The sequence below is a fragment of the Allobosea sp. NPDC003192 genome, from assembly GCF_050275675.1.
In the GTDB taxonomy this organism is placed as follows: Bacteria; Pseudomonadota; Alphaproteobacteria; order Rhizobiales; family Beijerinckiaceae; genus Allobosea.
The window spans coordinates 41,310-54,744 of sequence record NZ_JBNNPK010000018.1 but is presented as its reverse complement, the minus strand read 5'-3'; the positions used below and the strand labels follow the sequence as shown (position 1 = coordinate 54,744).

General features: G+C 66.9%; 14 protein-coding genes. 13 read left to right on the top strand and 1 reads right to left on the bottom strand.

Going from position 1 to position 13,435, the window contains the following annotated elements:
• The first annotated feature begins 10 nt into the window (after positions 1–10).
• The 9 genes from mraY to murB all read left to right on the top strand — a co-directional run bounded on the left by mraY (position 11) and on the right by murB (position 8,660).
• The gene (gene mraY, locus ACQKLX_RS21920) at positions 11–1,093 is read left to right on the top strand and encodes a phospho-N-acetylmuramoyl-pentapeptide-transferase (RefSeq protein ID WP_427363676.1); all 1,083 of its coding nucleotides are present in this window, start codon (positions 11–13) and stop codon (positions 1,091–1,093) included.
• Positions 1,093–2,523, top strand: a complete 1,431-nt coding sequence (murD, locus tag ACQKLX_RS21915; RefSeq protein WP_427363675.1) for a UDP-N-acetylmuramoyl-L-alanine--D-glutamate ligase — start codon at positions 1,093–1,095, stop codon at positions 2,521–2,523. Before mraY ends, murD begins: the two co-directional genes overlap by 1 nt.
• Before the next feature lie 124 nt (positions 2,524–2,647).
• The gene (locus ACQKLX_RS21910; RefSeq protein WP_427363674.1) at positions 2,648–2,950 is read left to right on the top strand and encodes a HigA family addiction module antitoxin; all 303 of its coding nucleotides are present in this window, start codon (positions 2,648–2,650) and stop codon (positions 2,948–2,950) included.
• A gap of 43 nt (positions 2,951–2,993) precedes the next feature.
• Complete coding sequence (locus tag ACQKLX_RS21905; protein WP_427363673.1) at positions 2,994–3,455, top strand: cupin domain-containing protein; 462 nt, start codon at positions 2,994–2,996, stop codon at positions 3,453–3,455.
• Positions 3,456–3,588: 133 nt separating this feature from the next.
• Complete coding sequence (locus ACQKLX_RS21900; RefSeq protein WP_427363672.1) at positions 3,589–4,728, top strand: FtsW/RodA/SpoVE family cell cycle protein; 1,140 nt, start codon at positions 3,589–3,591, stop codon at positions 4,726–4,728.
• Positions 4,725–5,825: an undecaprenyldiphospho-muramoylpentapeptide beta-N-acetylglucosaminyltransferase gene (murG, locus tag ACQKLX_RS21895; protein WP_427363671.1), complete on the top strand. Its 1,101-nt coding sequence runs from the start codon at positions 4,725–4,727 to the stop codon at positions 5,823–5,825. The genes ACQKLX_RS21900 and murG overlap by 4 nt, the downstream gene beginning before the upstream one ends.
• A gap of 22 nt (positions 5,826–5,847) precedes the next feature.
• Complete coding sequence (murC, locus tag ACQKLX_RS21890; RefSeq protein WP_427363670.1) at positions 5,848–7,287, top strand: UDP-N-acetylmuramate--L-alanine ligase; 1,440 nt, start codon at positions 5,848–5,850, stop codon at positions 7,285–7,287.
• 16 nt (positions 7,288–7,303) lie between these two features.
• Positions 7,304–7,732: an endonuclease domain-containing protein gene (locus tag ACQKLX_RS21885; protein WP_427363669.1), complete on the top strand. Its 429-nt coding sequence runs from the start codon at positions 7,304–7,306 to the stop codon at positions 7,730–7,732.
• Positions 7,733–7,736: 4 nt separating this feature from the next.
• Positions 7,737–8,660, top strand: a complete 924-nt coding sequence (gene murB / locus ACQKLX_RS21880; RefSeq protein ID WP_427363668.1) for a UDP-N-acetylmuramate dehydrogenase — start codon at positions 7,737–7,739, stop codon at positions 8,658–8,660.
• Here the strand turns inward: murB and ACQKLX_RS21875 are convergent.
• On the bottom strand, positions 8,615–9,535 hold the full coding sequence (locus tag ACQKLX_RS21875) for a DMT family transporter (protein WP_427363667.1): 921 nt from the start codon (positions 9,533–9,535) through the stop codon (positions 8,615–8,617). The genes murB and ACQKLX_RS21875 overlap by 46 nt on opposite strands.
• Positions 9,536–9,640: 105 nt before the next feature.
• Here ACQKLX_RS21875 and ACQKLX_RS21870 point away from each other — a divergent pair, with 105 nt between their 5' ends.
• The 4 genes from ACQKLX_RS21870 (at position 9,641) to ftsA (ending at position 13,435) form a co-directional block, all read left to right on the top strand.
• On the top strand, positions 9,641–10,156 hold the full coding sequence (locus ACQKLX_RS21870) for a MarR family winged helix-turn-helix transcriptional regulator (protein WP_427363666.1): 516 nt from the start codon (positions 9,641–9,643) through the stop codon (positions 10,154–10,156).
• 110 nt (positions 10,157–10,266) lie between these two features.
• Positions 10,267–11,181, top strand: a complete 915-nt coding sequence (locus tag ACQKLX_RS21865) for a D-alanine--D-alanine ligase (RefSeq protein ID WP_427363665.1) — start codon at positions 10,267–10,269, stop codon at positions 11,179–11,181.
• A gap of 2 nt (positions 11,182–11,183) precedes the next feature.
• Positions 11,184–12,113, top strand: coding sequence for a cell division protein FtsQ/DivIB (locus ACQKLX_RS21860; RefSeq protein WP_427363664.1), 930 nt, complete (start codon positions 11,184–11,186; stop codon positions 12,111–12,113).
• A complete protein-coding gene (gene ftsA / locus ACQKLX_RS21855; protein ID WP_427363663.1) occupies positions 12,110–13,435 on the top strand; it encodes a cell division protein FtsA in 1,326 nt (441 codons plus the stop codon). Before ACQKLX_RS21860 ends, ftsA begins: the two co-directional genes overlap by 4 nt.

Below are 13,435 nucleotides of genomic sequence, written 5' to 3'. Positions count from 1 at the left end.
ACAAGGTTCGATGCTGGTCTGGCTTGCCGAGTTCGCGGGGTCGTTCCCGATCCTCAACGTCTTCCGCTACATCACCTTCCGTGCCGGCGGGGCGACGGCGACGGCGCTGCTCTTCGTCTTCTTCTTCGGACCGGCAGCGATCTCCTGGCTCCGGATCAAGCAAGGCAAGGGCCAGCCGATCCGCACCGACGGGCCGGAATCGCATCTCGCCAAGCGCGGCACGCCGACCATGGGCGGGCTGATGATCCTGACCGGGCTGTTTGTCGCGACGCTGCTCTGGGGCAACCTGCGCAACCCTTACGTCTGGATCGTGCTCGGGGTCACCGCGACTTACGGCGCGATCGGCTTCTATGACGACTACCTCAAGGTGACGAAGCAGTCCCACAAGGGCTTCTCCAGCAAGGCGCGCCTCGGCCTCGAGATCATCATCGCGCTCGCCGCCTGCACGGCGATCATGCAGGTCAGCCCGCCGGCGATCGCCAGCGGCTTCGCGCTGCCGTTCCTGAAGGAATGGATGATTCCGCTCGGCATCCTGTTCCCGCTCGTCACCGCCTTCGTCGTGGTCGGCGCTGGCAATTCGGTGAACCTGACCGACGGGCTCGACGGGCTCGCCATCGTGCCGGTGATGATCGCGGCCGGCACTTTCGGCTTTATCGCCTATCTCGCTGGTAACGCCATCTTCGCCAACTACCTGCAGATTCACCATGTCCCCGGCGTCGGCGAGCTCGCGGTGATCTGCGGCGCGATGATGGGGGCGGGGCTCGGCTTCCTCTGGTTCAATGCGCCGCCGGCCCAGATCTTCATGGGCGATACCGGCTCGCTCGGCCTCGGTGGCATGCTCGGCACCATCGCGGTCGCAATCAAGCACGAGATCGTGCTGGCCATCGTCGGCGGCCTGTTCGTGGTCGAGGCGCTCTCGGTGATCATCCAGGTCGCGGTGTTCAAGCGCACCGGCAAGCGCGTCTTCCTGATGGCGCCGATCCACCATCATTTCGAGAAGCTGGGCTGGACCGAGCCGCAGGTGGTGATCCGCTTCTGGATCATCTCGGTGGTGCTGGCGCTGGTCGGCCTCGCCACGCTGAAGCTGCGTTGATGACACCCGTCACGGTCTATGCGGGCAAGACGCTCGCGCTGTTCGGCCTCGGCGGCTCGGGGCTTGCGACGGCGCGGGCGCTTGTTGCCGGGGGCGCCAAGCTCGCCTGCTGGGATGACAACCAGGCGAGCCGCGACAAGGCTGCGGCCCAGGGGCTCTCCGTCGTCGATCTTGCCAGCACCGACTGGTCGGGCTTTGCCGCCTTCGTGCTTTCACCCGGCGTGCCGCTGACCCATCCGGCGCCGCACTGGACAGTCGAGAAGGCGAAAGCGGCTGATGTCCCGGTGATCGGCGACATCGAACTGTTCTTCCTGGAGCGGGCGAAGATCGCGCCCGCCGCGCCCGCGGTCTGCATTACCGGCACGAACGGCAAGTCGACGACCACGGCGCTGATCGCGCATGTGCTGGAGGCGGCCGGCCGCGACGTGCAGATGGGCGGCAATATCGGCACCGCCGTGCTGGCCCTGGAGCCGCCGGCCGATAATCGCATCCATGTCGTCGAGTGCTCGACCTTCCAGATCGATCTCGCGCCTTCGATCAAGCCGAGCGTCGGCATCCAGATGAACCTGACGCCGGACCATCTCGACCGGCACGGCACCTTCGAAGCCTATGGTGCGATCAAGGAGCGGCTCGTCGCAGCCTCCGACATCGCGGTGATCGGCGTCGACGACGAGCCGTCGAAGCAGATGGCGCGCCGGCGCGCAGCTTCCGGCAAACCTCTGGTCAAGATCAGCGGCGAGCAGCCGCTCGACGAAGGTGTCTTCGCTGGCGTCACCGCCAATGCCGGCCAACTCGATACCCGGATCGTCGAAGTCAAGGACGGCAAGCCCAGGGTCGTCGCCAATCTCGGGGGCATCGGCTCCTTGCGCGGCAGCCACAATGCCCAGAATGCCGCGGCTGCCTTTGCTGCCTGCGCGGCGCTCGGCCTGACGGCCGAGGAGATCGCCGCCGGCTTCAAGAGCTATCCCGGGCTGAAGCACCGGATGGAGGAGCTCGGCCGCATCGGCCGCGTCGTCTTCATCAACGATTCCAAGGCAACCAATGCTGACTCCACCGAGAAGGCGCTGACATCGTTCCGCGAGATCTTCTGGATTCTCGGCGGCAAGGCCAAGGAAGGCGGGATCGAGTCGCTGCGGCGCTATTTTCCCAACATCGCCCGCGCCTATCTGATCGGCGCGGCGAGCGACCTCTTCGCCGGCACTTTCGACGATGACGGCCGCGTCGCTTACGAGCGCAGCGGCACGCTCGACGTTGCGGTTGCCGCCGCGACCAAGGCGGCGCTGGCGCAGCAGGGGAGCGGCGAGATCGCAGTGCTGCTCTCGCCGGCCTGCGCCTCCTACGATCAGTTCCCGAATTTCGAGGTCCGTGGCGACGCGTTCAGGGCGCTGGTCAAGGCGCTGCCGGGATTCGAGGCGATCGCAGCGCGGTAGGCTTTTGCTATTCAGTTTGCGTCATTCCGGCGCTCCGCTTGGTTGCGGCCGGAATGACGGCGGAGGAAAGTTGAACTGAATCCGAAGCCATGATCGAGGATATCGATCTGGAGGATTATCACTGATGGCCATCAAGCTTCATTCGAGCTTCGCCGTGCATCCCGGCGCGTGGCTACGGACCGAAATCGTCGAGTCTTATGGCTTAAGCGTGACCGTAGCGGCCGAGAAACTGGGCGTGACGCGGCAGGCCATGAGCAATCTCCTGAACGGCAAGGCTGCCTTGTCGGCCGAGATGGCGATCCGCTTCGAAAAGGCGTTCGGTGTCCGGGCCGAGACGATGCTGCGCATGCAGGCGGCCTATGATCTGGTCGAGGCCCGCGCCCATGAAGACGAGATCAAGGTGGAGCGCGTCGCGGCGCTGGCCTAGGGGCCCGCTTTGCGGCGGAGTTCCCTGTACTGGGGAGATCTTCATGCCCAAGATCGATGTCGCAACTGTTCCCGAGCGCAAGGGCTCGGGCTATCCGAAGCCCTTCGATGCGCCTTGCGCCGAGCGCATCCGCAAGCGGCTCGGCAATGCCGGCGGCCTGACCGATTTCGGCGTCAATCTGATGCGGCTGCCGCCGGGCGGCTGGTCAAGCCAGAGACACTGGCATTCGCATGAGGACGAGTTCGTCTATCTGCTCGAAGGCGAGCTGGTCCTGGTCGAGGATGAGGGCGAGACGCTGCTGCGCGCCGGCGATTGCGCTGCCTTCGCCGGGAACAGCGGCAACGGCCACCACATGATCAACCGTTCGGATGCGGTCGCGGTCTATCTGGAAGTCGGCAGCCGCTCTGCGGACGACGTGATCACCTGCTCCGACATCGACATGATGAGCCCGAGCAGGGACGGCCGCTTCCTGCACAAGGACGGGACGCCCTATCCCGAGACTTGATCCGCCTGTTGGCAATGGTGCTTTGCGTCCCGACAAGCCGACGATCGGAATCAATCGGTTAACCATTCATTGACAGAGTGATTCGTCGGAGCGGGCGCCTCGATCTGCCCGCCCGTACGGAGCCTTGTGAACGATGGTCTCGCGCGCAGAACCGAGCCTGAGCGGCCGCTGGTGGTGGTCGATCGACCGCGTCATCCTGACGACGCTGGTGGCGTTGATGGTCTCCGGCGTCGTGCTGCTGATGGCCGGCGGGCCGCCGGTCGCCGAGCGTTTGGGCCTTTCGACCTTCCACTTCGTCAATCGCCAGGTCGTCTATCTGCTGGTGGCGCTGGCGATCTTCCTCTCGACATCGCTGCTGGCGCCACGCCAGGTGCGCCGCATCGCACTGGTCATCTTCGTCCTCTCGCTCGCCGGCGTCGTCGGCACGCTCTATTTCGGCGTCGAGGTCAAAGGCGCCAAGCGCTGGCTGACGCTCGGGCCGCTCGGCTCGATCCAGCCTTCCGAATTCCTCAAGCCGGCCTTCGTCGTGCTTGCCGCCTGGGCTTTCTCCGAAGGCCATCGCCGCCCCGATCTGCCCGGTACGATCCTCGCCTTCCTGCTGCTGCCGATCACCATCGTGCCGCTGGTGCTGCAGCCCGATTTCGGCCAGACTATCCTGATCACCCTGGTCTGGGCTGGGCTGTTCTTCGTCGCCGGGCTGCACTGGTTCTGGGTGATGGGGCTGGGCGGCATCGGCGCGGTGGGCCTGTTCATTGCCTATGAACTCGTGCCGCACGTCCGCGCCCGCATCGAGCGCTTCATGGACAAGGGCTCGGGCGACACCTTCCAGGTCGACACGGCGCTGGAAAGCTTCGCCCAGGGCGGCTGGTTCGGAAAGGGCCCGGGCGAGGGCACGGTGAAGCGCATCCTGCCGGACGCCCATACCGACTTCATCTTCGCGGTGACGGCCGAGGAATTCGGCATCGTCGTCTGCATGGTGCTGGTGCTGCTCTTCGCGATCATCGTGCTCCGAGCGCTGTTCGTGGCGCAGCGCGCCGAAGACCCGTTCGTCCGGCTCGGCGTCACCGGCCTTGCTTTGCTCTTCGGCATCCAGGCGGCGATCAACATGATGGTGAACCTGCACATGATGCCGGCCAAGGGCATGACCTTGCCGTTCATCTCCTATGGCGGCTCCTCGCTGATCTCGTTGGCGCTCGGCACCGGCTTCCTTTTGGCGCTGACGCGCAAGCGACCGCGCGCCGAAAGCTTCGGCGAGCCGGGGCGGCGCTCGTGAACGCTGGCGGACAGGCGCCGCTCGTCGTGCTCGCCGCGGGCGGCACCGGCGGGCATCTCTTCCCGGCTGAGGCGCTGAGCCACGCTCTGCACCGAGCCGGCGCTCGGGTCGCGCTGATCACCGATACGCGCGCCGCCGAATACGCCGGCAACTTCCCGGCGGAATCGATCCACGCCGTGCCGGCAGCGACCCCCTCCGGCAAATCGCCGATCGCGATGGCGAAGGCGGCATTGGTGCTGCTGCGCGGCGGGCTCGCGGCACGGCAGGCGATCAAGCAGTTGCGGCCCGCCATCGTCGTCGGCTTCGGCGGCTATCCAACGGTGCCGCCGGTCTTCGCGGCGGCGCTGATGGGCGTGCCGACACTCCTGCACGAGCAGAACGCGGTGATCGGCCGTGCCAATCGCTTCCTCGCCAGCCGGGTGAAGGCGATCGCCACCGGCTTCGCCGAGGTCGGTGGGTTGACGCCGGAACAGGCGGCAAAGTGTTCGCAGGTCGGCAATCCCGTGCGGCCGGCGGTGCTCGAGGCGGCCTCGCCCTATGCCGAACCGGAAGGTCGGCTCAACCTCCTCGTCTTCGGCGGCAGCCAGGGCGCGCGGGTGATGGCCGATATCGTGCCGCCGGCGGTTCAGCTGCTCTCGGCGGAGGAGCGCAGCCGCCTGTCGGTCGTCCAACAGGCGCGCTCCGAGGACGATGAGCGTGTCAGGAAAATCTATTCGTCGCTCGGCATCAAGTTCGAACTCGCGCCGTTCTTCAAGGACCTGCCGGCGCGGATGGCGGCGGCGCATCTGGTGGTCGCACGCTCCGGCGCCTCGACCGTCGCGGAGCTCACGGTTATCGGCCGGCCGTCGCTGCTGGTGCCGCTGCCGGGCTCGCTCGACCAGGACCAGGCTGCCAATGCCGGCGTGCTCGCCAGGGCGGGCGGGGCGATGACGATCCTGCAGAACGATTTCTCGCCGCGGCGCCTCGCCGCCGAGCTTTCCACGCTCCTCGCCGAGCCGCAGCGCTTGACGGCGATGGCTCTGGCGGCCAAGAGCGCGGGCATACCGGATGCGGCCGACCGCCTGGCGCGGCTCGTGCTGCAGACCGCCCAAGGCTGATCATCTCAGGACGCGATACATCATGAAGCTGCCGCCGAAGCTCGGCTCCATCCATTTCGTCGGCATCGGCGGCATCGGCATGTCCGGTATCGCCGAAGTCCTGCACAATCTCGGCTACGAGGTGCAGGGCTCGGATGCCTCCGACGGCGCCAACGTCAAGCGCCTCGCCGAGAAGGGCATCAGGACCTTCGTCGGCCACAAGGCCGAGAATATCGGCGAGGCCGAGGTCGTCGTGGTCTCGACCGCGATCAAACGCGACAATCCGGAATTGATGGCGGCGCGCGAGAAGCGCCTGCCGGTGGTGCGCCGCGCCGAGATGCTGGCCGAATTGATGCGGCTGAAATCCTGCGTCGCCATCGCCGGTACCCACGGCAAGACGACGACGACCTCGCTGGTCGCGACTCTGCTCGAGAAGGGTGGGCTCGACCCGACCGTGATCAATGGCGGCATCATCAACGCCTACGGCACCAATGCCCGCATGGGCGAAAGCGACTGGATGGTGGTCGAGGCCGACGAGTCGGACGGAACCTTCCTGAAGCTGCCGGCCGATGTCGCGATCATCACCAATATCGACCCCGAGCACCTTGACCATTTCGGCACCTTCGACGCGATCAAGGCGGCCTTCCGTTCCTTCGTCGAGAACCTGCCCTTCTACGGCTTCGCCGTGATGTGCATCGACCATCCGACGGTGCAGGGCCTCGTCGGCCAGATCGAGGACCGCCGCGTCGTCACCTATGGCGAGAACCCGCAGGCCGATTTCCGTCTGATCGACATCGATCTCTCCGGCGGGCAGGCGAAGTTCACGCTGCTGATTCGGGACCGCAAGACCGGCCGCGACGAGGTGGTGCGCGATCTCGTCATGCCGATGCCGGGCCATCACAACGCGCTCAACGCCACTGCCGCGATCGCTGTCGCCTATGATCTCGGCGTGCCGGTCGAGCAGATCCGCGCCGCGCTCGCCGGCTTCGGCGGGGTGAAGCGCCGCTTCACCAGGACCGGCGAGTGGAACGGCGCGCTGATCTTCGACGATTACGGCCATCATCCGGTCGAGATTGCCGCCGTGCTCAAGGCGGCACGCGCCTCGACCAAGGGCAAGGTCATCGCGGTGATGCAGCCGCATCGCTACAGCCGCCTGGCGAGCCTGTTCGCCGACTTCGCCGCCTGCTTCAACGACGCGGATTCGGTCATCATCGCCGACACCTATGCCGCCGGCGAGCAGCCGATCGCGGGTGCGGATCGCGACTCGCTGGTGGCGGCGATCAAGGCGCGCGGTCATCGCCATACGCTGCCGCTGGAATCCTCCGACAAGCTCGCCGGCATGGTCGCCGAGCTGGCCGGGCCGGGCGATTACGTGGTCTGCCTCGGGGCGGGGAACATCACGCAATGGGCCTATGCCCTGCCGGGGGAGCTTGCTTCTCTTCCTTCTCCCCTCGGGGGAGAAGGTGGCAGCGCGAAGCGCTGACGGATGAGGGCCGGTCGTGGAGCGCAAGAACACGACCGACATTCTCTCCTTCGCTCGCGATCAGCGCCAAGAACCAACGCGCGCCGAGGCCGCCTTCTGGCAGGCGGTCCGTAACCGCCGCTTCGCAGACCTCAAGTTCAAGCGCCAGCTGGCGATCGGCCCTTTCATCGCGGATTTCTGTTGTTTTGAGCATCGGTTGATCGTCGAGCTCGACGGCGAGCCCCATGAAACAGATGAAGCGCGCGAGCGGGATCGGCGCCGCGATGCCTTTCTGCGGAGCGAGGGCTATCGGGTCTTGCGCTTTTCGAACGAGCGGGTTCTAGGAAACCTCGAATTCGTTCTGCGCGAGATCACCGAATATGTCGGTCTCGCCGGGCGGCCCTCATCCGACCCGGCTTCGCCGGGCCACCTTCTCCCCCGAGGGGAGAAGGAGACGCGCGGGTAAGCTCATGCCTTTCCAAGACATCACCCCCGACATTCGCGCCGCGGCGCCGGACCTGCGCGGGCGACTGCTCGCCAATCAGGAGATGGCGGGGCTGACATGGTTCCGCGTCGGCGGGCCGGCGCAAATTCTGTTCACCCCGGCCGACGAGGCCGATCTCGCTTATCTGCTCGGTAAGCTTCCGGCCGAGATCCCGGTCACCGTGGTCGGTCTCGGCTCGAACCTGATCGTGCGCGATGGCGGCATTCCCGGTGTGGTCATCCGCCTCGCCGGCAAGGCGTTCGGCGAGATCAGCCTGCAGGACGGTGACCGGCTGCGCGCTGGGACGGCCGTTCCGGACGTGAAGGTGGCGCGCGCCGCGGCCGATGCCTCGCTCGACGGGCTCGCCTTCTATCGCGGCATTCCCGGCTGCATCGGCGGTGCGCTCAGGATGAACGCCGGCGCGCATGGCGGCGAGACCACCGACGTGCTGGTCGAGGCGCGCGGCGTCACCCGCAAGGGCGAGATCGTGACGTTCTCACATGCCGATATGGGCTTCAGCTACCGCAATTCGACCGCGCCCGCCGACATCATCTTCACCTCTGCGCTGTTCCAGGGCCGCCCGGGCGACCAGGCCGCGATCCTCGCCGAGATGGACCGGGTGACCTCGGCGCGCGAGGCGGCGCAGCCGATCAAGGAGCGCACCGGCGGCTCGACCTTCAAGAACCCCGAAGGCGGCAAGGCCTGGCAATTGATCGATGCCGCCGGCTGCCGCGGGCTGCGCATCGGCGGGGCGCAGGTCTCGGAGATGCACTGCAACTTCCTGATCAACACCGGCGGCGCGAGCGCCGCCGATATCGAGGGGCTGGGCGAAGAGGTCCGCCGCCGGGTCAAGGACAATTCAGGCTACGAATTGCACTGGGAGATCAAGCGGTTCGGCGTCGCTGCCTGAGTGGGAGCCGGCGTTTGCGCCGGCATGCGCTGTGACAGCATGATACCTGCGACTGTCGAGCCGAAGATGATGGCGATGCCGAGCCATTGCTGGGCATTGAACCATTCGTTGAGCAGGGCAGCGCCGAGGAAGGTCGCGACCAGCGGGCTGAGCAGGCTGAGGAAGGCGACGCCCGTGCCGATCGTGGCGATACCGCGCACCCAGAGCCAGTAGGCGAAGGCGGTGCCGATCACCACGAGATAGCTCAGGCCGACGAGGTTGCGGACCGTCGGAACCGGCGGCAGGCCCTCGACCAGAAGCGCAACCGGCAGGAGCAGCAGTCCGCCAAGGGTAAGCTGCCAGGCGGCGAGCGCCAGCGGCGTGCCGACCTTGCCCCAGCGCTCGATCAAGACGGTGCCGGTCGCCATCGAGGCGGCGCCGATCAGCGCGGCGATGACGCCGATCGCGTCGAGCTTCACGCTGTCGTCGATCACCAGGAGGCCGACGCCGATCGTGCCGGCGAGCGCGGCGATGACTTGTCCTAGGCGCGGCCTGCGCAGCAGCAGCGGCCAGGCGAGGAAGGCGACGATCAGCGGTTGCATCGAGCCGAGCGTTGCGGCGAGCCCGCCCGGCAGGCGCGACGCACTGAGGAAGAGCATGCCGAAGAACAGGCCGATATTGGCGAAGCCGATGATGGCGAGCGGCAGGAGCTTGTCGCGCGGCGGCAGGCCGGGTCCGAGCAGCATCAGGAGGATGCCGGCGGGCAGAGCGCGTAGCGCACCGACCAACAGCGGATGCTCGACCGGAAGCGTCTGGGTGAAGACGACATAGGTCGAGCCCCAGAGGATGGGTGCCAGGATCGTCGCGAACAGGATGCGGGTCTTGCTGTCGGCCATGGCGGCCTCCCTTTGCATCGTGGTTTGCAGTCAGGTAGGATTACTTGATCTAAGATAATTCGATATCGAATTATTTGATACGGGATAATTAGGCGCGGGATTTCCATGAGTCAAGCTGACGAAGCCGGGCAGGGCGGCCCGCTCGATTCGATCCTGGCGCAATGGCGGCGGGCGCGGCCCGACCTCGACCCGAGCCCGATGGCGGTCTGCGGCGCGATCTGGCGCGCTGCTGAGCGGGTCCGCCTCGGCGTCGGGCGCAATCTCGTCGGCGAGGATCTCGACTTCGCCGGCTTCGACGTGCTGATGACCCTGCGCCGCCAGGGCGAGCAGGGTGGCTCGCTGACCCCGTCCGAGCTCGCCAAGGACATGATGCTCTCGACCTCGGCGATGACGAATCGGCTCGACCGGCTGGAGAAGCGCGGGCTGATCGCAAGGCAGGCCGATCCACAGGATCGTCGCAGCCTGCGCATTGTGCTCACGGCTGACGGCTTTGCGCTGATCGAGCGGCTCGTCGTCTCGCATGTGGCGACGGAAGCGGCGCTGATCTCGGCGCTCAGCCCGGCGGAGCGCGAGCAACTCAAGGCGCTGCTGGCCAAGGTCGCTGCCGGGGAAGGGGAGTGAGTCCGGCGTGCAACAGCCGGCTCGTCATTAACCGGCAGCGCCCTTCGTTAACGCGTCGTTAACCATGTCGGATCAGGTTCGGACCCAGGAGTTCGGTGTCAGGAACCTTGATGAGCAAGCATGTCGCAGTGCTGATGGGCGGATGGTCCGTCGAGCGTGAGGTCAGCCTCAGCAGCGGCGCGGCCTGTGCTCGGGCGCTGGAAGGCGTCGGCTATCGCGTCACGCGCGTCGAGGTCAGCCGCGATGTCGCCGAGGTGCTGGCGAAGCTGAAGCCCGACGTCGCCTTCAACGCCCTGCACGGCCGCTTCGGCGAGGACGGCATCATCCAGGGCATGCTCGAGATCCTCGGCATTCCCTATACCCATTCCGGCGTACTCGCCTCGGCGCTCGCCATCCGCAAGGACAAGGCCAAGCTGGTCGTGTCGGCGGCCGGCGTGCCGGTGGCGCACGGCGTCAGCGTCTCGCGCTTCGAGGCGGCGAAACGGCATGTCCTGCCGCCGCCCTATGTGATCAAGCCGATCGACGAAGGATCGTCGGTCGGGGTGGTGATCGTTAAGAAAGGCCGCGAGCACCCGCCCCAGGAAATCGCCCGGACGGACTGGCCCTGCGGCGAGACCATGCTGGCCGAAACCTTCATTGCCGGGCGCGAACTGACCTGCGCGGTGATGGACGGCAAGTCCTTGGGGGTAACCGAGATTCGGGCGGCGACGGGCGAGTTCTACGACTACGACGCCAAATATGCCAAAGGCGGCTCAATCCACATCTGCCCGGCGCAAATTTTACCGAATCTTTACCGCCAAATCGAAGAGTGTGCGTTAACGGCGCATCAAGCAATCGGGTGCCGCGGCGTCAGCCGTTCAGACTTCCGCTACGACGATGCGAGCGACACGCTCGTCTGGTTGGAGGTCAACACGCAGCCGGGCATGACCGAGACTAGCCTGGTGCCCGAATTAGCCGCCCATGCGGGCATGAACTTCGGTGAGCTCGTCAAATGGATCGTCGAGGACGCCTCCTTGAATCGGTGAAGGTGGAACCGGTGTTCGCCGGGGCCAACCTGCCGATGCGCGTGACGGGGCCGCAGCTCCTCGTCGGCGAGCGCTCGCGCCGCTGGTTCCGCGGCTCGCGCCGCAGCGCCGTCGCCGTGCCGTTGGCCGAGCGGCTGCCGAGCGGCATCGGCTCCTTCCTGGCGATCGGTTTCCTGGCCCTCGCGGGCGTGAGCGGCGCGGTCTTGGGCGGTCACTATGAAACTTTCCGCGAGAATTATGGCGAGCCCCGGCATGCGCTCGCCCGGCTCGTCGGGCTCGGCATCGACCGCATCACCATCTCGGGCCTGAGCGGGCTCTCCGAGATCGAGGTGCTGGTCGCGGCGGGCATCGACCCGAAGATCTCGCTCGCCTTCTTCGATGCCGACGAGGCACGCAGGCGTCTGGAGGCGACGCCGATGATCCGCGAAGCCTCGGTCCGCAAGCTCTATCCCGGCGAAATCTCGATCAGCCTGACCGAGCGCGAGCCCTATGCGCTCTGGCAGGTCAAGGGCGAGCTGTTCCTGATCGCCCAGGACGGCACCGTGATCGACAAGATGGACGATGGCCGCTTCGCCTATCTGCCGCTGGTCGTCGGCCCCGACGCAAACAAGAGGGCGAAGGAATACATCACGCTGCTCGGCGAGGCCGGCTCCTTCGGCTCTCGCATCCGGGCCGGCAGCCTGGTCGCAGGCCGTCGCTGGAACCTGAAGCTCGACACCGGCGCTGACATCCGGCTGCCGGAGCAGGGCGCCGGCGCTGCGCTGAAGCGCCTCGCAAGCCTCGAACAGGATTTCCGAATCAGTGAGAAGGACCTGATCGCCATCGATATGCGCCAGCCTGACCGCGTGACCATGCGCCTGACCGAAGAAGCCGCGACGACGCGGTTCGAGCAGCTCAAGAGCAAGACCAAGAAGAAGGGCGGCGAGGCATGAGCTTGATCTCGCAAGGCCTGACCCCGCGGATGCGGCCGCTGTCGTCGCGCAAGAGCGCGACCTTGTCGATTCTGGATATCGGCACGAGCAAGGTTGTCTGCCTGATCGCCGAGTTGAACCCGGCCGAGGCGAACGAGCGGCTGCGCGGACGTACCCATGTCGCACGCATCATCGGCATCGGCCACCAGCGCTCGCTCGGCCTGAAGGGCGGCGCGATCATCGACCTCGAAAGCTCGGAGCGGGCGATCCGCGCCGCGGTCGACGCGGCCGAGCGCATGGCCAAGGTCGAAGTCCAGTCCGTCATCGTGAACCTGACCGGCGGCCGCCTGAACTCGCAGCACTACCAGGCCAGCGTCGACCTGCGCGGCGGCTCGGTCGGTGACTCCGATGTGAAGCGCGTGCTCGCCGCGGCGGCGACCCATGCGATCCGGCCCGGCAAGGCGGTGCTGCATGCGCTGCCGACCGGCTACGCGCTCGACGGCTCGCCCGGCGTGCTCGATCCGCGCGGCCTTATCGGCGGGGCGCTTTCGGTCGACATGCATGTCGTGGCCTCGGAAGCCGCGGCGGCGCGCAACGTCATGCTTGCGGTCGAGCGCTGCCATCTCGAGGTCGAGGCGGTGGTCGCGACTCCCTATGCGGCGGGCCTTTCCGTTCTGGTCGACGACGAAGCCGAGATGGGTGTCGTCGTGGTCGACATGGGCGGCGGCACGACTTCGCTCGGTGTCTTCTCCGGCGGGCACCTGACCCATGCCGACGCGGTCGCCGTCGGTGGCAACCACATCACCATGGACGTGGCGCGCGGGCTCTCGACCCGGGTTTCCGCCGCCGAGCGGCTGAAGACGCTGCACGGCTCGGCGATCGCCAGCCCTTCCGACGAGCGCGACATGATCGCGGTGCCGCAGGTCGACGACGACGAGCGCGACATGCCGAACCATCTGTCGAAGTCGCATCTGGTCCGGATCATCAAGCCGCGCGTCGAGGAGATCCTCGAACTGGTGCGCGACCGGCTGAAGGCGGCCGGCTTCTCGGCCGAGGCCGGGCGGCGTGTCGTCCTGACCGGCGGCGCCTGCCAGCTCACCGGCATGCCGGAAGTGGCGCGGCGCGTGCTCGGTGGCCAGGTCCGCACCGGCCGCCCGCTCGGGATCAAGGGCCTGCCGGAAGCGGGCAAGGGCCCGTCCTTTGCGGCGGCGGTCGGCCTCCTGGTCTATCCGCAGGTCGCACATGTCGAACATTTCGAGCCGCGGGCAGGGGCGTCCTTCTTCGCCCACGCGCACGACGGCTACTTCTCCCGCGTCGGCCGCTGGCTGCGCGAGAGTTTCTAG

Coding starts and splice junctions, on each gene's coding strand:
- ftsA (WP_427363663.1), top strand. CDS start 12,110: ATGAGCTTGATCTCGCAAGGCCTGACCCCGCGGATGCGGCCGCTGTCG.
- murC (WP_427363670.1), top strand. CDS start 5,848: ATGAAGCTGCCGCCGAAGCTCGGCTCCATCCATTTCGTCGGCATCGGC.
- murD (WP_427363675.1), top strand. CDS start 1,093: ATGACACCCGTCACGGTCTATGCGGGCAAGACGCTCGCGCTGTTCGGC.
- mraY (WP_427363676.1), top strand. CDS start 11: ATGCTGGTCTGGCTTGCCGAGTTCGCGGGGTCGTTCCCGATCCTCAAC.
- murB (WP_427363668.1), top strand. CDS start 7,737: ATGCCTTTCCAAGACATCACCCCCGACATTCGCGCCGCGGCGCCGGAC.
- ACQKLX_RS21900 (WP_427363672.1), top strand. CDS start 3,589: ATGGTCTCGCGCGCAGAACCGAGCCTGAGCGGCCGCTGGTGGTGGTCG.
- ACQKLX_RS21865 (WP_427363665.1), top strand. CDS start 10,267: ATGAGCAAGCATGTCGCAGTGCTGATGGGCGGATGGTCCGTCGAGCGT.
- ACQKLX_RS21875 (WP_427363667.1), bottom strand. CDS start 9,535: ATGGCCGACAGCAAGACCCGCATCCTGTTCGCGACGATCCTGGCACCC.
- ACQKLX_RS21910 (WP_427363674.1), top strand. CDS start 2,648: ATGGCCATCAAGCTTCATTCGAGCTTCGCCGTGCATCCCGGCGCGTGG.
- ACQKLX_RS21870 (WP_427363666.1), top strand. CDS start 9,641: ATGAGTCAAGCTGACGAAGCCGGGCAGGGCGGCCCGCTCGATTCGATC.
- ACQKLX_RS21905 (WP_427363673.1), top strand. CDS start 2,994: ATGCCCAAGATCGATGTCGCAACTGTTCCCGAGCGCAAGGGCTCGGGC.